The 26,489-nt window shown below is 49.7% G+C and carries 19 protein-coding genes and 1 pseudogene; 11 read left to right on the top strand and 9 right to left on the bottom strand.

The features are described from left to right. From CWE23_RS10070 to CWE23_RS10030, 9 genes and pseudogenes are all read left to right on the top strand, one after another. Positions 1-276 (top strand): STAS domain-containing protein, encoded by a 276-nt coding sequence (locus CWE23_RS10070; RefSeq protein ID WP_126820175.1) that lies wholly within the window; start codon positions 1-3, stop codon positions 274-276. Then, positions 266-2,338, top strand: coding sequence for a chemotaxis protein CheA (locus CWE23_RS10065; protein WP_126820174.1), 2,073 nt, complete (start codon positions 266-268; stop codon positions 2,336-2,338). The genes CWE23_RS10070 and CWE23_RS10065 overlap by 11 nt, the downstream gene beginning before the upstream one ends. 66 nt (positions 2,339-2,404) lie before the next feature. Further along, a pseudogene (locus tag CWE23_RS10060) lies at positions 2,405-3,814 on the top strand (methyl-accepting chemotaxis protein); the annotation flags it as partial. Between the two features lie 264 nt (positions 3,815-4,078). Then, on the top strand, positions 4,079-4,612 hold the full coding sequence (locus tag CWE23_RS10055) for a chemotaxis protein CheW (RefSeq protein WP_126820172.1): 534 nt from the start codon (positions 4,079-4,081) through the stop codon (positions 4,610-4,612). Then, a complete protein-coding gene (locus CWE23_RS10050) occupies positions 4,609-5,445 on the top strand; it encodes a CheR family methyltransferase (RefSeq protein WP_126820171.1) in 837 nt (278 codons plus the stop codon). Before CWE23_RS10055 ends, CWE23_RS10050 begins: the two co-directional genes overlap by 4 nt. Positions 5,446-5,454: 9 nt before the next feature. Next, a complete protein-coding gene (locus CWE23_RS10045) occupies positions 5,455-6,522 on the top strand; it encodes a protein-glutamate methylesterase/protein-glutamine glutaminase (protein WP_198678833.1) in 1,068 nt (355 codons plus the stop codon). Beyond that, positions 6,519-7,442, top strand: coding sequence for a response regulator (locus CWE23_RS10040; protein ID WP_126820170.1), 924 nt, complete (start codon positions 6,519-6,521; stop codon positions 7,440-7,442). Before CWE23_RS10045 ends, CWE23_RS10040 begins: the two co-directional genes overlap by 4 nt. A 4-nt stretch (positions 7,443-7,446) precedes the next feature. Continuing rightward, the gene (locus tag CWE23_RS10035; protein ID WP_126820169.1) at positions 7,447-9,474 is read left to right on the top strand and encodes a response regulator; all 2,028 of its coding nucleotides are present in this window, start codon (positions 7,447-7,449) and stop codon (positions 9,472-9,474) included. After that, the gene (locus CWE23_RS10030) at positions 9,464-10,666 is read left to right on the top strand and encodes an HDOD domain-containing protein (protein WP_126820168.1); all 1,203 of its coding nucleotides are present in this window, start codon (positions 9,464-9,466) and stop codon (positions 10,664-10,666) included. Before CWE23_RS10035 ends, CWE23_RS10030 begins: the two co-directional genes overlap by 11 nt. A 4-nt stretch (positions 10,667-10,670) precedes the next feature. Here CWE23_RS10030 and CWE23_RS10025 read toward each other — a convergent pair whose 3' ends face one another. The 5 genes from CWE23_RS10025 to CWE23_RS10010 all read right to left on the bottom strand — a co-directional run bounded on the left by CWE23_RS10025 (position 10,671) and on the right by CWE23_RS10010 (position 14,470). Further along, on the bottom strand, positions 10,671-10,874 hold the full coding sequence (locus CWE23_RS10025; RefSeq protein WP_126820167.1) for a hypothetical protein: 204 nt from the start codon (positions 10,872-10,874) through the stop codon (positions 10,671-10,673). A 115-nt stretch (positions 10,875-10,989) separates the two neighbouring features. Next, a complete protein-coding gene (locus CWE23_RS10020) occupies positions 10,990-11,886 on the bottom strand; it encodes a LysR family transcriptional regulator (protein WP_126820166.1) in 897 nt (298 codons plus the stop codon). A gap of 18 nt (positions 11,887-11,904) precedes the next feature. Further along, positions 11,905-12,078, bottom strand: a complete 174-nt coding sequence (locus CWE23_RS13825; RefSeq protein WP_157982926.1) for a hypothetical protein — start codon at positions 12,076-12,078, stop codon at positions 11,905-11,907. 65 nt (positions 12,079-12,143) lie between these two features. Beyond that, positions 12,144-13,691: a S10 family peptidase gene (locus CWE23_RS10015; protein WP_241970614.1), complete on the bottom strand. Its 1,548-nt coding sequence runs from the start codon at positions 13,689-13,691 to the stop codon at positions 12,144-12,146. Positions 13,692-13,750: 59 nt separating this feature from the next. After that, positions 13,751-14,470, bottom strand: coding sequence for a helix-turn-helix domain-containing protein (locus tag CWE23_RS10010; protein ID WP_126820165.1), 720 nt, complete (start codon positions 14,468-14,470; stop codon positions 13,751-13,753). 148 nt (positions 14,471-14,618) lie between these two features. On the opposite strand from CWE23_RS10010, the gene CWE23_RS10005 reads away from it, so the two are divergent. After that, positions 14,619-15,647: a LacI family DNA-binding transcriptional regulator gene (locus tag CWE23_RS10005; RefSeq protein ID WP_126820164.1), complete on the top strand. Its 1,029-nt coding sequence runs from the start codon at positions 14,619-14,621 to the stop codon at positions 15,645-15,647. Positions 15,648-15,700: 53 nt separating this feature from the next. Here the strand turns inward: CWE23_RS10005 and CWE23_RS10000 are convergent, their stop codons facing one another. The 4 genes from CWE23_RS10000 to CWE23_RS09985 form a co-directional block, all read right to left on the bottom strand. Then, positions 15,701-18,088 (bottom strand): glucan 1,4-alpha-glucosidase, encoded by a 2,388-nt coding sequence (locus CWE23_RS10000; RefSeq protein WP_126820163.1) that lies wholly within the window; start codon positions 18,086-18,088, stop codon positions 15,701-15,703. 11 nt (positions 18,089-18,099) lie between these two features. Beyond that, a complete protein-coding gene (locus CWE23_RS09995; RefSeq protein ID WP_126820162.1) occupies positions 18,100-19,599 on the bottom strand; it encodes an MFS transporter in 1,500 nt (499 codons plus the stop codon). Further along, positions 19,599-21,422 (bottom strand): alpha-amylase family glycosyl hydrolase, encoded by a 1,824-nt coding sequence (locus CWE23_RS09990; RefSeq protein ID WP_126820161.1) that lies wholly within the window; start codon positions 21,420-21,422, stop codon positions 19,599-19,601. Before CWE23_RS09990 ends, CWE23_RS09995 begins: the two co-directional genes overlap by 1 nt. A 97-nt stretch (positions 21,423-21,519) precedes the next feature. After that, positions 21,520-24,363, bottom strand: a complete 2,844-nt coding sequence (locus CWE23_RS09985) for a TonB-dependent receptor (RefSeq protein ID WP_105307814.1) — start codon at positions 24,361-24,363, stop codon at positions 21,520-21,522. A 416-nt stretch (positions 24,364-24,779) separates the two neighbouring features. Between CWE23_RS09985 and CWE23_RS09980 the strand changes: the two genes are divergently transcribed. Further along, positions 24,780-26,396 carry an alpha-glucosidase family protein gene (locus CWE23_RS09980; protein ID WP_126820160.1) on the top strand — a complete coding sequence of 539 codons (1,617 nt, stop codon included), beginning with the start codon at positions 24,780-24,782 and terminating at the stop codon, positions 26,394-26,396. Positions 26,397-26,489: the final 93 nt, after the last annotated feature.

Here is a 26,489-nt window from a genome sequence, read left to right as displayed (position 1 = left end):
ATGAACGAGATGAAGCCCACCTCATTAACCATTTATGACCTCGATGCACTTCAGAATCAATACATAATGGAAAGTTATTGGTCCGGTGCGCTGGTTATTAACTTGGCGTTAATTGAGGAGTTTGATTCTGCCGGGCTGCAATGGTTAACCCTTGTTAAAAAAAATCAACAGGCTCGTGGCCACAGTTTAACTCTTAGCGACGTTGGCGATGACCTTAAAAACGCAATGGCTTTATTAGGAATGCACTCGCTACTGGGAGTTGCGCATGTCAATTGATCCCGTCATTATTTTCAAAGAGGAAGCTTACGAGCATCTGGAAAACCTTGAGAATGCATTATTGGTGCTAGAAGAGTCCCCTCGTGACGCCGAGCAAATTGCTGCGGCATTTCGTGCCATGCATACCATTAAAGGTTCTGCAGGTATGGTCGGTTTTGACCACCTATCTTACTTTACTCACCACATTGAAAGTTTTTTCGAACGGGTTCGCTCAGGCGAGTTGATGCTGAATGACGAGCACATCCGAGCCACGTTATTGGCCAAAGACCATATTGAATTACTGCTGGAAAAAACACCACCATCCAAAGAGTCTATGGCGGTCAGCGAAACCTTAATTCAGCAATTCCGGCGCTGGGCAGATTTACCGACTGAAGGTTCGCCAGCAAAGTCGACAGCCGCCACGTCTGCAAACACAGAGACAGAGCAACGCATCTTAAAGATCACCATAAAGCCGTCCAAGGAGTGTTTCAAAGACGGTTTTGATCTACTCCCGGTTATGCGGGAATTGTCGGCGCTAGGATCCTGCCATTCGTCCGCGCACTTCAATAAAACCCTGACTTTTGATTCGGCAGACGATTACAGAGACATTGATATTTTTGACTGCCACTTCTTTCTGACCGTGTTATTAGCGACCGAAGCCAGTCAAAGCAGTATCGATGATGTTTTCTTATTTGTTGCGGATGACTGGAGTATATCCACCGAGGAACTTGATCCCGATGAAGCCTACCGTTTGGGAGACTTGTTACTCGCGGAAGGCGCCATTAATCAGCAGCAACTGGATAGCATCCTGCAGCAGCAACCTAAACTCGGTGAAGTTCTATCGGGTAGTGGTGCGGCCGCTCAAGAGGACGTGGAACAAGCGCTCGAACAGCAGAAATTCTTGCGCTCACAACAGGAAACTCAACAATCACGTTCGGTTCCCAGCATAAAAGTGCCACAGCCCAAGCTTGATGCACTCATGGATAAGGTTGGCGAACTGGTCACCTTACAGTCCTTCCTGGAACAAAAAGCCCGCGAGTTAAATGATGAAGGGCTTAACACCATAGCCGAAACCTTGATGCAGCTATCGTCAGACTTGCGCGAAACCGTGTTTGACATCCGTATGCTGCCGATCGGCACATTGTTTGGTCGCTTCCGCCGCGTGGTTCGCGACCTCAGTCACGAGCTGGGTAAAAATATCCAGTTTGTGACGGAAGGCGCTGAAACCGAACTTGATAAAGTCATGCTGGATAAACTGGGTGACCCGCTTATTCACTTACTTCGCAACAGCTTAGACCACGGTATTGAGAAACCCGAACAGCGCGCGGCTAACGGTAAGCCAGAACAAGCCACCATCACCCTATCCGCCGCTCATAACCAAGGCCAGATATTGATTAAAGTTAAGGACGATGGCGCGGGGATTAACACCCAAAAGGTACGTCAGAAGGCCATTGAAAAAGGCTTAATCTCAGCAACTGACGAATTAACGGAAAACCAGATACACCAACTGATTTTTGAAGCCGGATTTTCTACCGCTGACAAAGTCTCTGATGTTTCAGGACGCGGCGTGGGCATGGATGTTGTGAGAACGTCGATTGACTCTTTACAGGGCAAGGTTCACATCAAGAGCGATGCTGGACTTGGTACCGAAATACAAATTTTATTGCCAATGACACTGGCCATCATCGATGGGCTGCTTGTTAATGTTGCTGGCGAGTCCTTCGTTATTCCACTGAATATCGTCAACGAATGCATCGAGACTTATGCCAGTGAAAAATGCGTAGAGCGCGACACCACGTTGGTAAAACACCGCGGTGCATTGGTGCCCTGTGTGTCTCTTCGAAAGATGTTCTCTTTGGCCGGCACCGCTCCGGCCATTGAGCAAAGTGTAATAGTAAAAGTTGGCGAGGAGACCGGCGCCATCACCGTTGATGAGGTGGTGGGTCAGTTCCAGACCGTTATAAAAAGCCTGGGCCAGCTCTATCGCGGTGTTTCAGGTGTTATGGGGGCAACGGTTCTTGGTGACGGCAGTATCGCAATGGTGCTCGACGTATCCGAATTGCTTGAATCGATTCAATCTTAGACTTTGTCATTGTAAGGTAACTTTGTTATGAAACGCATCACACTTAAAACCCTTGTATTACTGGGCTTTATTCTGCTTATCGCCTTAATGGCAATATCCAGCTTAATTGGCCTCAACTCACTCGATGGCGCCAACGATCGTTTAAATCGTCTGGTGGCCGATCCTGTCGAGAAACGTGTTCTTTCAGCCAGAATTCGAGCAGCCATCCTCGAGGTTGACCGGCAGTCAATGCGGTTCACGAATGCACGTACCGCCGACTCGAAAAACGCCTTCCGTTCGCAAATTCAGGAGGCACAGCAATCGTTTGACAAAAGTTTAACGGCATTGTCAGCGCTGGTTACCGATGCCTCCAAAGAGGAAATCGCTGAACTGGAACGCAGCTTTAACGGTGTTGAACAAACCACCAATCAATTGTTCGATAAGACCTCGGCAACCCTCGACACTGGCGCAACCATTGAGCAACTAGATGCCCAAGCGCGCGATGGCTACCTATTTGTTCAGGAAGAACTGGAACCTTTATTGAATGATGTTCTGACCCGCGTCAGTAGCATCAACCAAAACATCGAAAACCAGATGGCGACCACGCTCGGTAATAACGCCCGCGATTACGACACCGCACGTAATCAAATGCTACTGCTGTTCGTTATTACGCTGTTCATCGCACTTTCCACAGCTTTCATTATCTTCCGCCGTGTCAGCGAAGTTAACCGCATGGCCACCGAGATTGGCAAGGGCAACCTCAATCAGGTGTTTGACGAAAAAGCCAGCGACAACGACATTTATGGCGTACTGCGCAATATGAACAGTAAGTTGCGCGACATCGTGTCGGAGATTAAAGAGTCATCGGGCAACGTCGCCTCCGGCAGTGTCGAGATGAGTGATACCGGTCAGCAAATCGCAGAAGGTGCGACCGAACAGGCCGCTTCGCTGGAAGAAATTTCATCCGCGATGGAAGAAATGACCGCAAATATCTCACAAACCGCTGACAATGCCCGTCAAACGGAACAAATGGCGCAAGAAGCCGCCAATAACGCCCGCGAGACCGGCAGTGCCGTGAATGAATCGCTGGTCGCCATGAAAGCGATTGCGGAAAAGATTGGCATCATCGAAGAAATTGCTCGCCAAACCAACTTATTGGCGCTTAACGCTGCCATCGAAGCCGCTCGTGCCGGTGAACACGGTAAAGGCTTTACCGTGGTTGCCGCCGAAGTTCGCAAGTTGGCTGAACGCAGTCAATTAGCAGCCGGTGAAATCGTTGAATACTCCAGCGGTAGTCTAGAAAAGTCCGAACGCGCCGGTGAAATGCTGGAAGTATTACTGCCGAGCATCATGAAAACCTCCAGCCTCGTGCAGGAAATCAGTGCCGCCGCACTGGAGCAGGATAAAGGCGCTGCTGAAATTAACAAAGCATTGCAACAGCTAGACCAAGTGGTGCAGCAAAGTGCGGCATCGGCTGAAGAAATGGCGGCAAGCTCCGAGGAACTCTCCGCACAGGCTGAAACACTCTACAGTGTGGTCGGTTTCTTTGATGTCAATGACCAGCCAAGTTCATCATCAAAAGGTCTGCTAAAGAAAAAGCCCGTTGGCAAACCGCAAACGGCGAAACCCAGCCAAAAAAGTGAGCGAGCTGCGCCAGCAAAGCCGGCAACGAAAGCGTCACCGAAACAAGGCCAGGGCGTAGACATTGATTTAGACGATGACGACGATTTCGTACGCTATTAAGTAGAGGGTTTTGTAAACATGACAAATCCAGACGAAAACGAGATCACAGTTGACTCGCTAAAGATACTGACCTTCGTGCTTGATGATGAACTCTTTGCGATTGAGATCAGCGGCATTCAGGAAGTACTGGAGTTTAAAGGCGCCACTAAGGTACCTAAAACTCCGCCCTTTATGCTCGGAGTGATTAATCTGCGTGGCAAAGTCATTCCGATTGTGGATTTACGCGAACAGTTTGAACTCGGCAAAAAACCACGAACCGTTGACACCTGTGTGATCATTGTTCAAGTAACCATCGACGGTGAAGAAACACCGTTAGGCATTCTTGCCGATGCGGTCAAGGAAGTGTTGGAAGTACCCATGTCGGAAATCAACCCACCCCCGCGCATCGGTAATAAAATCAATAGTGCCTACATTTTTGGCATGGCAAAAATTGAGGAAGAGTTCGTCATTTTGCTACGTCTTGCCAAAATATTTTCCGCTGACGAATTGCAGTCAGTTGTAGGCGAGCTGACAGATGCAGAAGTGAACAGCAGTGAGACCCATGACGAATGAGCAGTATTCAGCTCACTCCCAAGGCTCACAAGCGCCTGTCGGCATTTGTGGGAGAAATGGCCGGGATTCAACTCCCGGCCCATAAGAAAAACCTTATTGAATCGCGCTTGCGCAAACGCGTAGTCAGCCTGGATTTTAATAATTTTGACGACTACGTAGAATTTTTTTTATCGGACGATAAAGGTGCCAAAACCGAGCAAAGCATTGTTATTGATTTGCTAACAACCAACAAAACGGATTTTTACCGCGAAGCCAGACAGTTCGAGTTTTTAAGCGAGTTTTACAGCAACAGCGCAAACCGGCTGTTGCTTAAGCGTAAGCCACTTAATGTATGGTGCGCGGCAGCCAGTACCGGTGAAGAACCCTATACTCTGGCGTTGGAGCTGAGTGAGCTGGCCAGGGTATACAGCGACTTTTCATTTCGGATTCTGGCCACGGATATCTCACCCACAGTATTGGCAACCGCTCGCCGTGGTGTTTATCCCGAGTCACGCATCGCCACAGTACCGCTGGAATTACGCAAGCGTTATTTCCTGCGCAGCAAGGACACCAGTAAAGCATTGGTAAAAATGTCAAAGCCACTGCGCAACAGTATTCAGTTTGATGAATTCAATTTAATCCAGGGTGATTACTCTGCGTTGTCTAAATTTGACGTGATTTTTTGCCGAAATGTGATGATTTACTTTAGTCCTGAAGACCGCCAAAAGGTCATTGCAAACCTGCGCCAACGGCTCAACCCAAACGGCTTGTTGTTTGTCGGGCATGCTGAAAGTATTGGACATAACCGGCTCGACTTTCAGCAGCTAATCCCGACCGTTTATCAAGTGAAGTAGGTGATATCTGTGATCAGAGTTTTAATCGTTGACGATTCAGCCCTAGTTCGACAAAGCCTTGCGGAGATCATTAATTCATCCCCGCAAATGCAAGTCATAGGTACGGCGGCAGATCCCTACTCCGCTGTCGAGCAAATCAAAAAGCAAAAACCGGATGTGATTACCCTGGATGTCGAAATGCCAAAAATGGATGGCATTACCTTTTTGCGCAAAATCATGTCGCAAAACCCCATTCCTGTGGTGATCTGCTCAACGCTCACTGAGCACGGCACCGCCACCCAACTGCAGGCACTGGAGTCCGGTGCTGTTGATATAATTACTAAGCCGAAGAACACCAGCCGTGCCTTTTTTGAGGAGAGTAAAACACAAATTCTGGATGCGATAAAAGCCGCCTCGCAGGCCCGCGTAAAGAAAATGTTGTTTTCTAAATCATTAGGCAATCCATCCAAAAAGCTAACGGCTGATGCCGTGATCGATGCCAACTTCTCAACGAAAGCGCTCGCTAAGACCACCGATAAAATCGTTGTCATCGGCGCATCAACCGGGGGAACAGAAGCGATTCGTGTGGTGCTACAAGCAATGCCCCGCAGTTGCCCCCCTATCGTGGTGGTACAACATATGCCGGAGAACTTCACCAAAAGTTTTGCCCAGCGCCTGGATGGGCTGTGCCAAATTAATGTAAAGGAAGCGGAAAATAACGATTCCTGCATTCCCGGTCACGCGCTCATCGCACCAGGCAATTACCACACCCTGCTTAAGCGCAGCGGTGCGAAATATTACGTTGAAGTCAAAGACGGTCCGCTAGTGAGTCGACACCGCCCTTCTGTGGACGTTCTGTTCCGATCGGCGGCCAAGTATGCCGGAGCCAACGCCATCGGCGTCATTATGACCGGCATGGGCGATGACGGTGCCAGTGGGTTACTGGAAATGCGCAACATGGGCGCTTTTACCATCGGTCAGGATGAGGAAACCTGCGTTGTTTACGGGATGCCGCGCGAAGCTCATGAGCGTGGCGCGGTCATCAAGCAAACGTCTTTGCAACATATCGCTCAGTCGATAATTAAGGCGGCATTATGACATTAATAAAATCCACAGCTAACCGTATCGTCCTAAATATAGGCGAGCTGGTTTTTGGTGGCGGCTCTAAGCCCTTACATACCCTATTAGGTTCCTGTATTGCGATTACCTTGTGGCACCCCAAACATCAATTGAGTGGCATGTGTCATTTCGCCCTGCCATCCAATCCCGATAATTCACCGGACAGAAAGCTGGACGCCCGCTATGGCGACGATTGCGTTGCTCTATTTAAGCGGTTAACTGAAGAGCGCAATGTCCCGCTGAGAGAATTTAAAGCACGTATTTTCGGCGGTGGAAATATGCTTGAATCCGCTCGCCTTGAGTCTGCGATGGAATCACAGTTCTCAGCAGCTAATATCGGCGAAGTCAATGCGGCACAAGCCTTCTCGCAGTTGTTGGCAGAGGGTGTCACCATTATGGAAGCCGACGTTGGTGAAGAGGGGTACCGAAAGGTCGACTTTGATCCAACGACGGGAGTCGCAAGTGTTGAGTTTGTCTCGGTCGAAAAAAAGAAACAAACAGCGACAGCCGATCGTAAACAGAAGATCCTGATTGTCGATGACAACCTCGAAACACGCACCATTCTTACCCGCAGCTTACGAAAGGCAGGCTATGATACCGAGCAAGCTCGTAATGGCGTGGAGGCCGTTGCGCTTTATGAGCGGTTCCAGCCCGATATTATTTTGATGGATATGATGATGCCCATCATGGACGGAGTTAGTGCAACCAAACAGTTACGGGAGGCTCATGCCGAGCAGCCTATTTTAATGCTGACCGGCAGTGAAGAGCTTGAGTCTATGGCTCAAGCTTTTGATGCAGGGGCTACCGACTTTATTTCTAAACCAATACGCGTTCCCGTGCTAAAGCAACATATTTACAATGCATTAAATACGTTAAAAAAAGCCACCGCGAGTAAATAGTATTATGTTTTCCGAGCAGTTAGTTGAAGAACTCAGGCAACGTATTCACGAATTGGAACAAAAAGCGCAACAAGCAGAAGCTGCAAATATTGCCAAAAGTCAGTTCTTGGCCAATATGAGTCACGAAATACGTACCCCCATGAACGGCGTCATGGGGATGCTGGATATCGTATTAGATACGAATTTAAATGCTGAGCAACGTCAGTTCCTTAAGCTTGCTAAAAATTCAGCCGATCAGTTACTTGAACTTATTAACTTATTACTCGACCTATCCAAAATAGAAGCGAAAAATTTTGACTTAAACTACGAGTCCGTAGAGCTACTCGATTTTATCGGAGATGTCATCAAGGCACACGCACCTTCAGCGAAAAGTCGTGGACTGAAACTAACTTATTCCGTTTTGTCTGAATTGCCAAAAACTGTATGTATTGACCCCATGCGGGTTCGGCAAATCCTGACCAACCTGCTCAGTAACGCAATAAAATTTACCGATTTTGGCAGCGTCGAATTAACTGTTTTAGCTACATCATTACAGGCTTCTCAAGCCGAGCTGCTGTTTACTGTACGCGATACCGGTGTAGGTATTGATACCTCTGATAAGCGCAGGATTTTCGAATCGTTCAGTCAGGTAGACGCCGACTTAAATCGCCGCTACGAAGGCTCGGGGCTTGGTCTTACCATCTGTAGCGAATTAGTGAATATGATGAACGGCAGTATCGATCTGGAGAGTGAACTGGGTAAAGGCTCTGCTTTCACTGTTCGCCTTCCAGTTGAGGTAACAGACACGGCTCTCAAACGCGAGGCCTCTCATAAGTCAAGCAATATACGGGCGCTGTTGGTGGATGATGAAACGGTAAACCGACACGTGATTTCAGCACTACTTAACTCCTTGCACATATGTCATGAAACAGCATCCAGTCCTGAAGAAGCCCTATTCAAGCTAAGAGATACTGACAATCGGTTCACCCATTTAATTTCAGACGCAGGAATGCCCGGTATGGACGGTTTTGAGCTCGCACAGACGGCCATATCAGAAGGACTAATGCCGGCGAATGCTATCCGAATACTCAGTTCATCACCGATATCCGGGGATGCCAACAAATGTAAACGGCTCGGAATCCCCACTTATCTGACCAAACCGGTTACACAAGCAGATTTGGCAGAAACTCTACAACTAAGGACAGGATCCGGTACAGCGACCGATGAACTTGTGCTTGGCAGCGATCGCGAGAACCCGCTGAAAGTTTTGCTCGCTGAAGACCATCAGGTAAATCAACTGCTAATCACCAAAGTCTTGGAGCGTCACTCAGTAACGCTAGAAATCGCTGAGAATGGTGAAGAAGCGCTTAAAAAATTCACTACTGAGCGCTTCGATGTAATTCTGATGGATATTATGATGCCCAAACTCGACGGTCTGGCCGCAACCCTGAAGATTCGAGAACTAGAGCACGAATTGAATTTACACCGTACGCCAATTATTGCCTTAACCGCAAATGTCATGTTGGAGCACAAAAAGCAGTATCAGGAAGCTGGTATTGAGGGCTTCGTCAGCAAGCCAATAGACCATCGTCACCTATTGCGTGAAATCGATCGTGTCCTTGTCAATCATTCACCGAGCGCAGAACTTCCCACCTTAGATGAATTATTAACAGGCGAGTTTGCCGAACCGGAACCATTGTCACAACGGCGTGAGCCGACCAAGGCAGACGTATCTGCAGCATTAGCCATGATGGATGATGATTTGGAATTATTTTTTGAAGCCTTTCAGCTGTTCAAAAAATCACTCACCAAGCACCTTCGTGATCTTCGCGGAGAACAGCAACAGGCCATAATCGCCGCACATACTCTAAAGTCTTCTTTTGCATCTTTCGGCCTTAATGATGCGAGCAGAGCTGCTGCAGATTTAGAACAAAAACTCCGTCATGCCCCGGTGGAAAAATTAGAAAATGAAATATCAGCCGTTTTTGAATGGGTTGAAAGCATACCCGATGATTTTCCGCAAAAGATTTTAGGGGATACCCATGTCAACTAACTATTGCATTGCTTTACAGCCAATATGCGACCGTAACTTTCGCCATATTGCTGACGAGCTAAGTTATTACTCAGCTGACAAGAAAACCGGTGTACACTTTGTTGATCCCGTAGAAGCCACGGCAAGAGCCTGCTCCACAGCTCTATTAGAGCTGGGGTTACCCAGTTTAATAGGGGAGCGCACCCTGATGATTAAAGCACCAATACATTGGGTTGCTGACAAGGATTTAGTTGAAATCTTACCCAACAAACTCATTATCGAATTGCTTGACCCAGAGTCACTAGACCTTGGTTTAGCATCCTTATTGTTGGGACTCAAAAAACGTGGACTTCGCCTTGCTTGCCCTCACGACAAATTCGGTGAACTAAAAAACGAGTTTAAAGAGTTGTTTGACATACTAACCCATGATCAATTTATTGAGCAAAACCAAATCACAAGTTCGAGCGTTTCATCCTACCAGCACTTGATACGCCAGCTCAATTGCTCAGAAGCCCTCAGCAAAGCCCGTAATGACGGCTATGCGATGTTTCAAGGCAATGTCTTTTCACCATTAAAGACGCTTGAGGCAGCACCTGCAAAGCGCCAGAGCAACCCTATCGCCGAGCTTAAATTACTGCAGTTGTTATCCGATCCAGAGTCCGATTTAAAGCTCATTGAACAGTCATTAATTCAACAGCCGTACCTGTGTTATGTGCTGATGAAGCAAACCAATACCGCGGATCATCTGCGTTCTAAGCCCGTTAGCACGATTAAGCAGGCGGTGCTTTCGGTTGGCCTGACCAAACTCAAGTCCATTGTTGCGGCCGTTACGCTGTCGCGTCACGACCCCATTCAGAAGTTACAACTGCGGACGGTATTAATGCGGGCACTTTTAGCGGAGGCTTTAGCCAAGAAAACCTCCGACGTTTCGCCCGGAACGGCTTTCTTTTGTGGATTGCTGTCGTTATTTGACCGGCTCAACGGAACCAGCCTGGAACATCTATTGGAAGAAATTCATGTTTCCACCGCAGTAAGTCAGGCACTGACGCAACGGGCGGGTCCTCTGGGTCGACTGCTCAATATCATCGAAGATTTTGAGCAACAAAGCGTGGGACGCTACCACCCCAAACTTGTCAGTCTGTTAAACGAAGAATTCGTTAAAGTGGTGGCGCTACTTAACAGCATTATTATCGAGCCGCTACCGCGAACTTAGTGAATCAGTCGCCGGTGGCGCAGTGTGGGCACTTTTGGGTATCACGGAACAGTCGTTGAGCTTCTTCCAGGGCTCGGCTGGATGTTGGGCTTCTGGACAACGAAACAGCACGTTCTGGATTTTTCAGTTTTTGACAATCTTCTTTATGCAGTAAACGCGCTTGCTGGCCATCATCTTTTTGGCCGATTTCGATATAAAACCGCTTCACACTCTCTCCTTAGAACGGGAACAACTTCTGTGCAGAGTGGAATTTTAAGGTTCTCTAAAGAGTCTCGCAATGCGTATATATACGTAATATCCTTACAAAGCCCAAAACAAGGGGGTTAGCCTAATTTTTGCTCTAAAAAATTGATGGTTTCATTGACCGCAGAGCTTGCGTATTGGCGCGTTTCGAACAGCAAGCTGACGGGGGTTGGCGGCGGCATAAACGCATTCAGTAGCTGCTTGAGTTCTCCACTTTCGAGGAGCTCGGCAACCGAGTATTCCGGCAGGAACGCAATACCCAGTCCATTGCGGGCAGCCTGTTTTATGGCGCGGTTTTCATTGCTAAAAAAACGTCCACGCACAGGAACCGTTATCTCTTCCCCGCCGCGATAAAAATGCCAGCGGCTTCCCAACGCCGAAGGGTTCCTTGGTATGCACCAATGCGACGACTGATCAACGCTCAACTCCTCAGGGCTAGCGGGCTCGCCAAAGCGGTTCAAATACGCCGGCGAGGCAACGACAACGTGCCTTAACGGTTTCAAGCGTCGGTAATAGAGCGCCGAATCTCGCAGTTCGCCGCAACGTATCGCGATATCCACATCCTGTTCTTTAAAGGCAACCACTTCATCAGACAGTGTCAGGTGAATATTCAGGTGCGGGAATTTAGACAACAACTGGTCAATATGCGGTGCCAGTTGCGCAGCGCCGAAATTTACCGGAGCCGAGACCGATACCGTGCCTTTAGGCTCACTTTGGTACTCACCCATATGTTCTTCGGCTAACTGAGCCTCTGAAACAATCACCTGGCAATGCCGAAGAAACTGTTCACCTTCGCCGGTGAGTGACAGTCGACGTGTGGTTCTGCGCAACAGCTTCACCCCAAGGTGGCTTTCAAGACGGTTGACTGCCTTACTTACCGAGCCTTTTGTGACCCCCAGCTGTTCAGCGGCACGTGTAAAGCTGGCAGCCTCTGCCACTGCGGCAAAGGTTGCCATGTCGGATAAACGCTCAAACATTGACTCTCCCGAAAAAATTCAGCAGCAGCCGACACAGCATTTCTGCTCAACTTTCCTCATCAAATCATCGTAACCATGGGGCTTAATCATTGGCTTAGGATGTTCAACGTTCACTTTGGTATTACCCTCAGAAAACATCAAGCCACGCGCCATTTCGCCCAGCACACTGATAAATTGTTTGCGATTAAACATGTTCCTGACTCCTCTGTTAAAAGACAGGAACCATTTTATTGTTTAATAATGCGCTAAAAAGTACCTCACTGGAAACTCATTGTTTCCAATTGCGCACGAATAAACTGACGCGTGTCATCCAACAAGGCTTTGCGCGAAGGTTCATGCACGTACATCATGTGGCCACCGTGATAGTAACGGTAAATGATGTCATCGCGAGCGATGCCGTGGCGGTTAAGCGTATATTCCGCATCGAAAAACGGCGTGACAAGGTCATAATAGCCCGACCCCACCATGACTTTAAGCGCTGGATTGCTTCTTAGCACCGACGCCAGATCCGGCGCCGTATTGACGTAGTGTGGCTCCCACGAGCGGCCTTCCGGTAACGGACTCCAGCGCCACTTACCGGACAATTCCGGGTCCGATGGGTTTAAGTAACGGCGGTTCCAGTCAATGCCCAGCTCATTTCTCATGTAATGCATAAGTGAGGCTTTGTAGGCCGGTGAAATCGCACGAGCCGCATCGTCTTGCGGACGTGCCGCGACATCGTCGCGTTCGTCTTTGGTATAGCGACTATCAAGCAGACCGACCGCAACGCCCTCATCACGCCTTAATTCTTTGGCAAAACGGAAGGCATTAATGCGCAAATCGACTTGTTCGATATAGGTTTTACTTAGCCCCGTGAACCGTTGCAGCTCGCTGACCAGTCGTGCGCGTTCGTCATCGCTCAACAAATTGCCCTGAAATAACGCCGGCAGCAGTTCCTGAGTGGCAAATTCACGACTTTCCGCAATGAACGATTCAAAGTCTCCGGTATTATCAACTTTTCCGTGATACCAAGCCGTCGCCGCCATGGTCGGGATGTAGGTGATATAAGAGATGATATTGTCATCCACATAAGGCGTAGAGCCTTGGTAATCCAAGGCCTGAGAGACAAACACGATGCCGTTGACGTTAATCAGATAGTCATCGAGCAACACCTTAGCGACAGCAGCCGCGCGGGTAGTACCAAAGCTCTCCCCCAGTAAAAACACCGGTGAGTTCCAGCGGTTGTTGTTGGTCAGCCATTCCGCAATGAACGCCGCCATCGACTCCGCATCCTCAGTCAGCCCCCAAAAATCTTCTTTCTTCCCCTGGCCAATGGCACGAGAAAAGCCCGTACCAACCGGATCGACAAACACCATGTCCGTCACATCAAGTATCGTTTCGGGGGCATCCTTAAGCGTGTACGGCGCTGCCCCCGGGTGCTCTGCCTCACTCGGCACCACGATGCGTTTCGGACCGTAGCCCCCCATATGCAACCAATTCGACGACGAGCCGGGCCCCCCATTCCAGATAAACGTCACCGGGCGGTTTTCATCCTCCTCGGCAATGTAATCGAAGGAGAAAATGCTCGCGGCCGGTTCACCCTCAGCATTGTTCAGGTAGGTCTCGCCCGCGTTAACCCGATAGTCGATGCGTGCTCCGTTAAAGGTGCCGCTATGCTCGGACACAAACTGCTTGGGTTCAGCAACCGGCTGTTCGTCAGGCGCTGGCTCATTATCTTGCGCCATCACGGTTAGCGAAACCGTTGCTAACAGCAACGTCGCTAAAACGCTGAAATAGCGATTGGGTGTGTTGATGGAGTGTTTCACGAATTGCTTCCTGTTGGTTCTGTTGTATCTGAGATTAGCATAACTCAGCATCCCATAAATTACTTATTGAGCAGACGACGTTCAAGCGCAATGCCTAGCACCCCACACATCAGCAAAAACAAACCGAACGCTTGCAAAACACCATTAATCACTCGAGGCTGTTGAATGGTTCCGTCGATGTAGTAGGTCCGTTTGATATTGGGATCATCCGCCTCAGGTGCCGGCACCGTGAATTGTTTTCCCCGATAGTCGGTCAGTATCATGATATCTGGGTTTGAGCGCTCAGCCATCCGTTTTGAGAGCTTCTCCAATTCGTCAAAACCAACGACCGTATCATTCCAATTACGATAATAATTAGGGTTTTCACCCATCAATAATATGCCCGGAGACATATATTGGTAGGTTAGTTCAGGGAAAAGAACCTTGGTGTAGCCACTGTAAAACGTCGGTAATGAGAGCGCGATAAGCAGTCCGCAAATGGTTAACCAGCCCCGTCGTTGACGCTGATAATTTGCGGTTTGTTCTCGTAAATAAGCATCAATCGATGGAATCTGTCGCAAGCGTCCTTGTAGATAACTTGGATCAAACTGTTCTGCCACCTGCCCTATGGTGAGTTCTAGTGCGCTGAGCCATGTCTTCAGTACATCATCTGACGGAAGTGATCGTTCACTTTCCAATTTCGATAGGTAAGACTGCTCAATACCGACTTGCTCAGCTAACTCTGACTGGCTAAGATGCAACTCGATACGTCGTTGTTTAAGGAGCTCTCCAAGTACCATATCCTTGTTCCTTATGTGAGATGTGAGGGTTCCACAGTATTCTTTCCTATTCCTTAAGGCATAAAAACAAGAATATATGCGAATTTAAAGGAATATTTTGCGCAGCTGTATTACTCTGAGCCACCGCGCACGGATTACGAGGAACGATATGAAAGGTAAAGCCACTTCTTTCGATATAGCTCATAGAGCCGGGGTTTCTCAGTCGACGGTTTCCCGTGCGCTGCGAGGCAGTCCGCTGGTTAATGAGGAAACACGCCGACGGGTCGTTGAAATTGCCCGCGAGCTTAATTACAAGGTGGATAAAAACGCCAGTAATTTGCGTGCGCAACAAAGCTCTACCCTGGCGGTATTGTTGTTTGAAGATCCTACTTCTGACGATTCACAAATTAATCCGTTCTTTTTATCCATGTTGGGTTCGATTACCCGTGCCTGTGCGAAAGAAGGCTATGACTTACTCGTTTCGTTTCAATCCAGCAGCAACGACTGGCATGCGGACTATGCCGAAAGCCATCGCGCCGACGGCATCATATTGCTCGGCTATGGCGACTACATCGACTATCAGGCCAAGTTTGCCCGGCTGTTGGACACAGACACCAAATTTGTTTGCTGGGGCGCCAGCGTTGATGGCCGACCTGAGCTGACGGTAAGCTGCGATAACGAGCATGGGGGACGGCTGGTCGCCGAACACTTTATTGAGCTCGGTCGCACCGACTGTGCCTTCATTGGCGATGCCTCACATCACAGCCCCGAGTTTAGCGCCCGCTTCAATGGCTTTGAAAATCGCCTACAGGAGCACGGTAAACACTGTAGCGAGCGCAAAATGGCAACCGCGATTTCCACCGAAGAGTCCGGTTATCAAGCAACCAAATCACTGCTTGCCAATAACATCACGTTTAACGCCCTGTTCGGTGCCAGTGACTTAATTGCTATTGGTGCGATTAGAGCGCTGCAAGAAGCCGGCTTAAGTGTTCCTAAAGACGTTTCAGTGGTGGGTTTTGACGATATCGCGGTCGCCCGTTTTTGCAGTCCTCCGTTGTCGACCGTACAGCAAAATACGACCTTAGCCGGACAAATGTTGGTGGCAAATCTGCTGAACCTGATTGCTGATAAAGACGTTGATGTGGCCAACAGCATTTTGCCGCCCAAACTGATCGTACGCCAATCGAGTTGTTTATAAGACAAAAAAGCCGCCAGATAAACGCTGGCGGCTAATACTCATCAGACGGTCATTCAGTCAGCGAGCTTCTGTTCCACAAGCGGATAATTATCCCATACCGCTTCGTCACTCAGCGAGCGTAACAGCTTAACGTATTCGGCATGAGTCCACGCCAATGGTGTGGCTGAGTTGGTGCCTTCGCCAACCTCATAACCGAAAGGATTGACCCCGACGCCGTCCCATACCTGTTCCGGTAACATCATGCCTTGGTTCGCAAATGCTTCCATTCCCAACACATAGGTGTTTTTAATCCGTTGGTACTGCGCGTCCGTCAGGTCGCCGTCACTGGCTTTCGCAGCGGCGATTTCATAATGCCCCCGCTCACCGGTAAAGAACGGCCAGACGCGGCCACGTTGACCTGCCGTCTGGTTGCCGCCTTCAGCATAATTAGTGCCTAGCTCCTGATCCTCGCCGTAGCCATCATTGCCATAACGGCGCCAGCCGGGGAAGCTTTGCCCTTGATCGTTCATAAAGGTGTATTTAACCCGTAGCTTATGCTCTAGGCTTTGATCGTCATATTCCGGTAACGACGCCACAATCGACGGACTATCAGCAGAACGCACGCCGTAACGCACCAGCTCTAAAAAGCCACCATCAAGGATCAGTTTTTTATCCATCCCCGGACGACCATTATTGGCTGCCAGTTTGGTGTCTGCATTGACGTTTTCATCCTGCGCGATGCGCACAAAATATTGACCGTCAGCTGCATCGCCCTCCAGCGTACCCTCCGTTGTGAACATCAAAGCTTCGATATCCTGTTCATACTCCCGCGCGGTTTCCAGGTAGCGTTGTGCGTTTTCCTGGTCACCGCTCAGAGCGGCGATCTCGCTGGCGGTTATCAGGCCAGTTACCGTGGCGGCAATGGTAGACGGAGAGTAGCCTGCCTGCTCTTCCCAACGCTCCTGCTGGGTATAAGGCGGCGTGATCTGAGTATCATTCCACAATATTTTCGCTAAACCTCCGTCAACCAGAAAATCGGCCGCAGGCTTAAGCATTGATTCGTACCACTGGCTCAGCTCAGTTTCTGACAGCACGCCGTTTTTATAGAGTTTCCAGGCCAGCATGATCGGCATCGAGGTTTGATCAAGCTGTACTGCCACCCATTCCAATTCGCCGTCAACGTGGGTTTTTTGCAGGAACCAACCGGTATCCCCCTGATTTCCCGGCGTATCCTCTCTGACTTGTACCTTCGGCAAGTAACTGAACGCGGCTTTAGCCGTTTCGGTGTCGCCCAGCGCCAGAAACGCCATCGCTACTTGATAAAAGTCGCGCACCCAAACCGCTTTATAGCCCGTTTTACCCTGTTCGGCAGAAACCGTATCGCCCCAAGGGTTTGATAACGACGCAATCAACGCGCCAGCATAGGTTTTGTCTTCCTGAGCTTTGAGCACCAGGGCACTGGTATTCAGTAATTTGCCACCATCCGTAGTGGCGCCGTACATTTCTTCAAGGTTCAAGCTTTGCAGATAATCTTGCCAGCCAATCGCGTCACCCTCACCGTTGTAATGCGCCAGCACGGTATCGTATCCGCGCTTCAAGGTCTGTTGCCCCTGCTCTCTGGCCTGTTGTTCGCTGTTACCGTAACTCAGTACCAAATCAAATTCGGCCACTTCTGAGATCTCACCCAGGGTCGCACTCATAGACACATTACCGGGTTGCTCACCGGTGCTCTGATAGCGCGTCAGTTCGCCTGAGGTTTGTAATTGAGAATAGCGGTCGGATGTGCCCATAAAGCCTACCGAACCTTGTTTTAAACCTTGTTCACTTTGTAACGTCAGGTAATGTTCGCCGGAGTAGGCCACTAACGCATCACCCTGGACCTTAGCACGGTCATCGACGCCATCGTTGTTCACATAAGGGTTCACCTGCACGTGAGCGGTAAGCCCCGGTTGATTAGCTTCAAAGCGCACACGAACCATCAGCGATTGCGCATCAGGATCGGTAAAGATGTCTTTGATGATGCGAAAACGTCCCTGGCTATCCTCACTGGTCACGCGATACGCCAACGACAGCGGCCGGCCCTGCTCATCCACATGCAGGTATTCCACGGTATTTTTCAGCCCATCTGACTCTGCCACCACAAAATCATCGCCGCTGACGATAAACTGTAAGTCACGGATTTGCGCTTGGTGAATAAGGCCAAACATGGTTTCCGTGATCATCCCTTTAGCCAGCGAGAACCAGACCTTGGAAACCGTGCCGGTGGCACTGGCGTCGTCATAGTGCCCCTGTTGATACGCTTCATAAGAAGTGCCGATGCCGGTTTTACCCGAATAGGCCCAAAACGGTGTTTCCCCCGGTGCGCCCGGCGCCACCTGACTGGCGGCTTCGGTAGTTCCGCTGTTACAGCCTGCTAGTCCTGCCAGTAACATTGCACTGGCGATTGCGTTTACGACTTTCACTGTATCACCCTCTAATTAGTTAGTTTTACCCGCGTCAGCGATAACGCAGCCAACACAAACGACAGTCCGCCAATGACTAAGGCGTAAATCGGCTGGTTGGCAAAGCCATGCTTTAGAATCAAGCCGAGAATACTGGCGGCAAGCAATTGCGGAATCACGATAAAGAAATTAAAAATGCCCATGTACACGCCCATCTTCGCGCTGGGCAGCGCGCTGGCGAGCATGGCATAAGGAAGCGATAAAATGGACGCCCAGGCGAAGCCAATACCGACCATCGGTACCATCAGCCAGGCGGGGTCACTGATCAGCAAAAAGCTCACTAGTGACAACGCGCCAAAAATCAGGTTAATCGCGTGCGCAACGCGAATACCAAAACGTTTCACCATCACAGGGATCACCAAAGCAGCCAGCGCCGCAAAGCCATTGTAGGCAGCAAACAACACACCGACCCAGTCGGCACCGTCGTTGTAGGCTTTGGAGGTCACATCAACACTATGGTAGTGATAACTGGTGACGGCACCGGTGGTGTAGATCCACATCGCAAATAACGAGAACCAGCTAAAAAACTGCACCCAGGCCAACTGTCGCATCGCCCGCGGCATGGTGAACACATCGTATACGACGGTGAAAAAGCCGTTACCGGTATAGCGTCGTTGCTGTTGCCAGGCGGCGATCCCCTGCAGCAGGGCAAAAGCCAACAGTAACCCACCCAGTAAATACAGTTCTTTTTCTAAGCCCATACCGCCTACGGCAGCGATAATAACAACCCCGACAAGGCCGCTGACCGACATCGTTTTGGCAAAATTTATCGTTGTTTTAGGTTCGCTTTGTGCGTTCGCTTCAGCGCTGTCGCTAAAGGCGGCAAGCTGCTCAGGGCTGTATTCGCTGGTGGTAAACACCGTCCACATCACACAAATCAGCAAGAAGGCGCCGCCAACATAGAACGCATACTGCACCGACGGAGGAATAATGCCAGCCGCGGCGGTATTGCTGACGTCAAACCAATTGGTCAGTACCCAGGGTAGACTGGAAGCAATCACCGCTCCCACACCGATAAAAAAGCTCTGCAATGAATAGCCCAGCGCCCGTTGCCGGTTAGGCAGGTTGTCGCCGACCAACGCGCGAAACGGCTCCATCGTGACATTAATGGAAGCATCCATGATCCACAGCATGCCCGCCGCAACCCACAATGTGGGCGAGTTGGGCATGACCAACAGCGCCGCGGTGGTAACAATCGCACCATAGAAGAAATACGGGCGCCGACGCCCCAGACGGCCCCAGGTCTTATCACTCATGTAGCCAATAATTGGCTGTACGATCAACCCGGTCAGCGGCGCAGCCACCCACAAGATGGGGATATCATCGATTTCTGCACCCAAGGTCTGGAAAATACGACTGACATTGGCGTTTTGCAGCGCAAAACCAAACTGAATGCCCATAAAACCCAGACACATGTTCCATATTTGCCAAAAACTCAGGGTCGGTCTCTCGTTTTGCAGGGTATTTTGCATCAGTGGTTACTTCCCAGTTGTACCACGCTCACACCCTGATAGGGCAAGGCAATGGTGACACCGTTGTTGGTGAATTCCGGCGGCGTACCGAGTAAGGTATTGCCTTGCGAGGCGTTCACGTCAACGCTTACGGACTGTTGTTGCCCGGCGAAATTTGCCACCACCAGCAGACGCTGTTCACCCTGCTGGCGAATAAAGCTGACCACCTGCTGCGGCTGCGAATTGTTCACTTCAACCAGTTGCCCTGCAACAATCGCCGGTAATCGATTCAGGCTCATCAACTGCACATAAAACTGTCGCAGTTCGCGCTGAGCTTCGCTCAACTGACCACCATCAAAGGCGCCATTATTCATCCACTGCTGGTGCGCAGGAACGCCGACGTAGTCAAAGATACTGGTGCGCGTAGGATCACCAAACCCAGGTTCTTCCGAGCCGTCCTCGCCCACGGTCTGACCGAAGTAAATCATGCTGGGTCCGCGGCCAATCAGCGTTGATACGGTCATCGCCGGTTTCCCCCAATTCATATCACCGGCAAAGTCGGCACTGGCGATACGTTGCTCATCGTGGTTTTCTAAAAAATGCAGCATGTGCTGTTCAATATCCAGCACTTGGCGGTGTTCGGCAAGCAGCGCTTGAGCCCCTTGCCGCCCCTGAATAATTGCTTTCAAGGTGTCATAAAAACCCACCTTGTCATAGAGGTAATCCATTTTACCGCTATGAAGATAAGGACGATAAAGGCTGGGGTTGTAGACCTCGGCCAGCAGGAAAGCGTCTGGATTGGTCATTTTGATGGATGAATTCAAGAAGCTCCAAAATTCGACAGGCACCATTTCGGCCATGTCATAACGGAAGCCATCCACGCCTTTGTCCAGCCAATATTGAGTAATATCGCGAAATTTATACCAACTGTCCGGCAGTTGTTTATCCTGCCAGAACGCGTAATGCGCTTGGTAGTCTTTATCGGCGTATTCCGGCGGCAAGCGCGGAAAGTCGTAACTGCCATCGGGTTTTACGCCGTAATTAATTTTAACCGTTTCGTACCAGTCATTAATGTCCGGCTGCGCCTTGCGCGCGCCATTACCGGTCCATTTCGCCGGGCGCTCGACAAACTCGCCATCCGCCTTAGGGTGACTCATCCCCCCTAACACTTGATAATCATCGTCCTGCGGTACCTGGAAGTCCTCGCCAACCACATAATAAAAGTTATTGTCGCGACGATAGCTGACGCTGGTATCATCATTGACGCCGAAATCCTGTACACCGTCTGGCTTAGACACCGAGTGATAATCCCGTGCCACATGATTCGGGACGATATCGATAATAACCTTCATACCCTGCTCGTGGGTGCGCTTTATCAACGCTTCAAATTCTTGCAGTCGACGTTCCGGGTTAACGGCTAAATCCGGGTTAACATTGTAATAATCTTTCACCGCATAGGGAGAACCGGCACGACCTTTGACCACATCAGGATCATCCCCCGGCAACCCGAATTCACTGTAATCGGTTACCGTTGCATGATGCAGCACACCGGTGTACCAAATGTGCGAAACACCGAGTTCTTTAATACCAGCCAACGCTTTGTCATCAAAGTCGGCAAACTTACCCACACCATTTTCCTGCAATGTGCCCCACGGCTTGTTGGTCGTATTGGTGTTACCGAACAAACGGGTAAATACCTGGTAAACGACCGGCTTTTGCTGGTCTTTGGCGCCCCGCTCAGAATCAGCTGACGTTGATTGTTTATTATCCGTGCCACCGCAACTGACAAGAGCGGCTGTCAGCGTCAAAGCGAACACTGTTTTTGTTAGCTTGTGAACTTTCATTGATACACTTTATTGTTTGATTTGTCTTGCCATGAAACGGCGAAAAAGCCCCTGAACGACGCCAAGGGCTTTTGCATCAAGTCACCACGTTTATCGATTACAGCTCGTACTTAATGCCAAGCATGTAAACACGACCATAATCCTGGTAGTCGCGCACTTGCAATGCGTTGTCGCCCTGCAACGAGATAAACGGTTCTTCAGTAATGTTCTGTACCTGGAAGGTCAACTCAAGATTCTCAAGTCCCGCAATACCCGACTCGGAGAAGTCATAACCGAGTTGTGCATCCCAGATGGTCTCACCCTGGATATCCACTTGCTGCGTCTCGAAGCCAAGACCATAGATGTCGCCTTTAAAATCGCTCCGCTTACGCATACTGGTGCGGACGCTAAAGCCGTGACGCTCATAGTAGAAGGTTAAGCTTTGAATGCTGTCAGACAGACCCGGCAACTCATAGTCATTACCATTAGGGTCCTCGATGTCCTGTTCAACACCCGTGTGGCTTACCAGTAAACCAAAGCCTTCTAACTGGTCTGCGAACATACTGAATGGCAGCGCAACGGCTAACTCGTAGCCCCACAGGTCGCCACCGCCACCATTGATTTTGCCTGAGCCAGTGCCGGTTGTTGTATCCGGTAATTCACCCGTGGCCGGGTCAGGTACGCCGCTCATGTCAATTTCATAAGTACCGTCGAAAATCCACTCGTTCAGGTCTTTGTAGAACAGGGCTGCAGAGAAGTAGCCTTCTTCATGGAAGTAGTTCTCATAACTCAAATCAACGCCCGTTGCTTCTTTTGGCTCCAATTGCGGGTTACCACCGGATACCGACCAATAATTGCCATTTTCGTCAGGCTGTTGCGCACTGTAGGTGGCACTGACCGAAGCGTTCATTTCGTCCAAGCGAGCGCGTGAAATCGTTTTTGCAGCACCAAAGCGCAGAATCTGCTGCTCATCCAGAGCGAAATTCAGGTTCAGGCTCGGTAACACGTGGCCATAGTCGTGGCTGATGTCGGTTGGCTGTGCAACCACAAGCCCGGCGTCGTTAACGTTAAATGCGTTGCCTTGAGACGATTGGTCGGTGTGCACGTAACGTAAGCCAACGTTACCGGTAACCGGAATACCACCTACTTCAGCGTCAATATTACCTTGAACAAATGCCGCTGTGACTTGCTCCTGCACCGTCCACGAACGTGTTAAATGTTTTGGATCGGTCAAGCTTTCGCGCAGCAGTTCAAAATAACCGTCGCTAACCAGCCCTCGGGTATCATAAGCAATCATTTGTCCCATACCGATGAAACTTAGATCCGCCGTGCCTTCACGGTATTGTTCAGGAACCGGCAACATGCCCACATTATCCGGATAGGAAAAATCGGCCAGCGTCATGTAATAACCTTCAGAATTTTTGCTCTTCTGACGGTCACGATAAGAGACACCAAACTCGATACCTTTAAAGTACGCATTATCAAGCGCTTTGCGCGCTGCCAGTTTCAGCGTACTGAGCTCATCTTCGACTTCCGGGGCATTAATAAAACCGTCTTGCGCGGTGTTCTCATAAGGAGTTCCGACCAACCCATACTGATTATTCAGTGCCGCACTTGCGCCCCAGGACAAAGGACCACCGAGCTGAATCAGGTCAAAATCGCCGTAATCTAACTGATGCGAGAACTGTGCTCCGGTGTTGCCATCGTCGAAGGTATAGCCAATGTTATCCGCGATGCCGTTGGCATCACCGCGACCAGTACCGGAGTAGCTTTCAATACTCCAGACCTGACGCTCAACTTCAGAACGGCTGGCATCAAACTCAAGCGTCCAATCGTGGTTAAGGAAGTATTCGACGTTATAACCGAACTGCGTTAACTCCGCCTCGCGGTCTTCAAAGTCATTACGCACCACCACACGTTGCCCTTCCGTTACCGCACTGGTCACGAACCCTGTTTCAGGGTCAACCGTTGCGTTTTCCGGAGATATTGAACCTTGCCCCCAGGCAAAAGGTACTTCGATACCACGCAGAATTTTTTCGTCGGAGAAGTCAACGTACAGGGCGTCAAAAGTTACGCTCAAGTTACTTGTTGGCGCGTACTCAAGCACCAACATGGCTGAGTCTCGATCCAGCGTTGACGAACGCACATAAGGTTTCGCACCACCCAAAATCGATACGGTTTCACCAGATTCTGACGTAAACTCCGGGTAACCCCAGGCGTTCCAGCGTTTTTCCTGATTCGGCGAACTCATTGAGGTATAAGCAAAGGCCACACCAAAACTGTCATCCGCAAACTGATCAATGTACGACACCGTGCCGCGATAGCCTTGGTCATCGCCATCCGGGTTTAATTTTTCAAAGCCTGTTTGTTCCAACTGACCGTTAAACTGAATGACTTGCTCACCTTTGCTCAGCGGACGTACCGTTTGCATATCAATGACACCGGCAATACCTTCCGCATCCAGCGAAGCACTTGGCGTTTTATAAACCGTTACGCCGCTCATGATTTCTGATGGGTAAAGGTCGAACTCGACCCCGCGGTTATCACTGATAGAAACTTGCTCACGTCCATTAAAGGTTGTCGCACTTTCGTTTTCACTAAAGCCACGTACGCTGACGCGTGATGCACGTCCGTCCAAACGCTGCGCCGTCAAGCCAGGTAGTCGCGCGATAGCCTCTGCGATGGATGAATCAGGCAATTTACCAATGTCTTCCGCCGATACCGACTCGACAACCTCACTGGCAAAACGCTTGGTATTAATCGACTCAACAACGCTGCGGCGGAAACTGCTGGTTACCTCAATGCGTTCAACATCGCTTTGCTGGCTTTCTTTTTGCTCTTGTTGCTGCTCTTGCTGTGCTTCAGCATTTTGAGCGTCGGTATCTTGTGCATAAGCGACTTGGCTACTTAAGCCGGCACTGATCAGTGCGAGCGTTAGCATACTGGGTTTGAACGTAGACATAATGTGCATCCTGATTAATTATTTTTATCACCATTTTGGTGCGCTCTGGCGCCACACCATTCGGTATATTGCTTGTTGTCGGCGAAATACTAGCGCTCGTAATAAATTATTAACAAATTTATGCATACGTATTCAGCCGCAGGTTTGCCCCACCATTGTGCATCGATACCGCACCACATGAGTAAAAACTACACTATACGAAAAAATGCGATTTATCAGTTTACGTAAACGTAAAGTCGTTAAAAAATTAACTTACCGGTCATGGTTTAGCGCTACACCCCTTCACTCAGACGTGTTGTAGCTCTTTCGCCGCAAATTGCCTTTGACTGCATACGTATGCAGTTTTTTTACAACACTTCTAACCCTGACTTATTCTTTGCCCAACAAAAAAAATAATCGATGTTCTGGAGCAAAAAATGGCGAACCCTCTTTGGTGGAAAGGTGCGGTGATATATCAGATATACCCACGCAGCTTTCAGGATACAAACGATGACGGGATCGGCGATCTTCGTGGCATTATTAACCGCCTCGACTACATCAAAAGCCTCGGTGTTGACGCGGTTTGGATCTCACCGTTCTTTAAATCACCGATGAAGGATTTCGGCTACGACATCAGTGACTATCGCGACATCGACCCAATTTTTGGCAACCTGGACGACTTTGATGACTTAATTGCTCAAGCCCATCGACGAGGCATCAAGGTTATTATTGATCAGGTATTGAGCCACACCTCCGATCTGCACCCATGGTTTTTACAAAGTCGCGAATCCAAAACCAACGATTACGCTGACTGGTACGTGTGGGCTGACGCCAAGGAGGATGGAACACCACCGAACAACTGGCTATCGATATTCGGAGGCCCGGCCTGGAAATGGGAACCCCGACGCGAACAATATTATTTACACAACTTTTTGACCGAGCAGCCCGATCTCAATTTTCACAACCCTCAGGTGCGTCGGGCGGTGCTCGATAACGTCGAGTTTTGGCTGAAAAAGGGCGTTGACGGTTTTCGGCTTGATGCGATTAACTTCTGCTATCACGACGCTAAGTTGCGCGATAATCCAGCAAAACCAAAGGAGAAGCGTCAGGGTCGTGGCTTTAGCGAAGACAACCCCTATGCGTTTCAGTACCATTATTACAATAATACCCAACCAGAAAACCTCGAATTTATGCGCGACATCCGCGCATTACTCGATAAGTATCCGGGTACTGTGGCGCTGGGCGAAATCTCTTCGGAAGACTCACTGGCGACCATGGCGGAATACACCAGCGGCGCTGACAAACTGCACATGGGCTACAGTTTTGAGCTGCTGACCGACGATTACAGCAGCACCTACATTCGTCACACGGTAGAAACGCTCGAGGCCAATATGCGTGAAGGCTGGCCATGCTGGGCTTTTAGCAACCATGATGTTGAACGCGTAGCCAGCCGCTGGGCCGAAAATGGTGAAGTAAACACGGCACAAGTGAAAATGCTTACGGCGCTGCTGGGTTCCCTGCGCGGCAGTGTCTGTATGTATCAAGGCGAAGAATTGGCCTTAGGTGAAGCAGAGGTTCCGTTCGAAGCTTTGCAGGACCCCTACGGCATTACCTTCTGGCCCAACTTTAAAGGCCGCGATGGTTGTCGTACGCCAATGCCCTGGCAAGAGGGTGACAATGCTGGCTTCAGCCAGGGGAAACCGTGGCTGCCGGTGAGCCCCGGCCACCTTGCAAATAATGTCGCTAAACAACAGCAGGATCCTAACTCGACGCTAAACGCCTTTCGCGAATTTATGGCATGGCGTCGAACCCAGCCCGCACTCATAGAGGGCGATATCCGTTTTATCGAAACCGATGAACCCGTACTGGCGTTTTATCGCCAACACAACGATGAAACACTATTGTGCTGCTTTAATTTGGCCAGCACCCCGGCAACCTTACAGTTATCGCAGCAGTCAGCTCATCCGTTTGACGGGCTTAGCCACAACAACGCGTCATTACACGGCGATACGCTGCATTTACCACCATACGGCTGCTGGTTTGCCGCCGTGTGAATACACTCTCCCCTGGTGTCATAATAAGATGTGACATTTTTATAGCACCCTTCGGGGTGCTTTTTTTTATCACAACCCAATAATCACTGTTTT

It is taken from the genome of Idiomarina aquatica (genome assembly GCF_003987185.1).
Classification (GTDB): domain Bacteria; phylum Pseudomonadota; class Gammaproteobacteria; order Enterobacterales; family Alteromonadaceae; genus Idiomarina; species Idiomarina aquatica.
This window is presented reverse-complemented; position numbering and strand designations above follow the sequence as displayed.

What these genes read in the sequence shown, in the direction of transcription:
- CWE23_RS09980 (WP_126820160.1), top strand. Translation starts at nt 24,780, where the DNA reads ATGGCGAACCCTCTTTGGTGGAAAGGTGCGGTGATATATCAGATATAC.
- CWE23_RS10010 (WP_126820165.1), bottom strand. Translation starts at nt 14,470, where the DNA reads ATGGTACTTGGAGAGCTCCTTAAACAACGACGTATCGAGTTGCATCTT.
- CWE23_RS10065 (WP_126820174.1), top strand. Translation starts at nt 266, where the DNA reads ATGTCAATTGATCCCGTCATTATTTTCAAAGAGGAAGCTTACGAGCAT.
- CWE23_RS10055 (WP_126820172.1), top strand. Translation starts at nt 4,079, where the DNA reads ATGACAAATCCAGACGAAAACGAGATCACAGTTGACTCGCTAAAGATA.
- CWE23_RS09995 (WP_126820162.1), bottom strand. Translation starts at nt 19,599, where the DNA reads ATGCAAAATACCCTGCAAAACGAGAGACCGACCCTGAGTTTTTGGCAA.
- CWE23_RS10020 (WP_126820166.1), bottom strand. Translation starts at nt 11,886, where the DNA reads ATGTTTGAGCGTTTATCCGACATGGCAACCTTTGCCGCAGTGGCAGAG.
- CWE23_RS10005 (WP_126820164.1), top strand. Translation starts at nt 14,619, where the DNA reads ATGAAAGGTAAAGCCACTTCTTTCGATATAGCTCATAGAGCCGGGGTT.
- CWE23_RS09985 (WP_105307814.1), bottom strand. Translation starts at nt 24,363, where the DNA reads ATGTCTACGTTCAAACCCAGTATGCTAACGCTCGCACTGATCAGTGCC.
- CWE23_RS10070 (WP_126820175.1), top strand. Translation starts at nt 1, where the DNA reads ATGAACGAGATGAAGCCCACCTCATTAACCATTTATGACCTCGATGCA.
- CWE23_RS10050 (WP_126820171.1), top strand. Translation starts at nt 4,609, where the DNA reads ATGAGCAGTATTCAGCTCACTCCCAAGGCTCACAAGCGCCTGTCGGCA.
- CWE23_RS09990 (WP_126820161.1), bottom strand. Translation starts at nt 21,422, where the DNA reads ATGAAAGTTCACAAGCTAACAAAAACAGTGTTCGCTTTGACGCTGACA.
- CWE23_RS10040 (WP_126820170.1), top strand. Translation starts at nt 6,519, where the DNA reads ATGACATTAATAAAATCCACAGCTAACCGTATCGTCCTAAATATAGGC.
- CWE23_RS10030 (WP_126820168.1), top strand. Translation starts at nt 9,464, where the DNA reads ATGTCAACTAACTATTGCATTGCTTTACAGCCAATATGCGACCGTAAC.
- CWE23_RS13825 (WP_157982926.1), bottom strand. Translation starts at nt 12,078, where the DNA reads ATGTTTAATCGCAAACAATTTATCAGTGTGCTGGGCGAAATGGCGCGT.
- CWE23_RS10035 (WP_126820169.1), top strand. Translation starts at nt 7,447, where the DNA reads ATGTTTTCCGAGCAGTTAGTTGAAGAACTCAGGCAACGTATTCACGAA.